Annotated in this window: 1 pseudogene; it reads right to left on the bottom strand. The window is 66.7% G+C overall.

From position 1 onward, the window contains the following. Window positions 1-255, bottom strand: a pseudogene (locus RM423_RS25205) (hypothetical protein); the annotation flags it as partial.

The raw sequence follows: 255 nt of genomic DNA, 5'->3' as shown, positions 1-255 counted from the left end.
GATCTTGAGCTGGACCCAGCGGAGTCCGACGGCGGTGTCTCGCGAGGCGGAGCGGCTGTTGATGAACAGATGCGGATTGGCGGTCGCGGGCCAGGTGATCGCTCGTTCGTCGAGGTAGGCGGCGACGTGTGTACGGACCGGGGGCGCCAGCGGAATCTCGCGCTCGTCTTGGTGCAGCAGCCGATCTTGGATGTCGGTGAGAAGCAGCCGGCGCACGGCGCCGATCGACACGCCGTGGTAGACGATGAGTGCGAC

The sequence above is a fragment of the Jatrophihabitans lederbergiae genome (assembly GCF_031845305.1).
In the GTDB taxonomy this organism is placed as follows: domain Bacteria; phylum Actinomycetota; class Actinomycetes; order Mycobacteriales; family Jatrophihabitantaceae; genus Jatrophihabitans_A; species Jatrophihabitans_A lederbergiae.
This window is presented reverse-complemented; position numbering and strand designations above follow the sequence as displayed.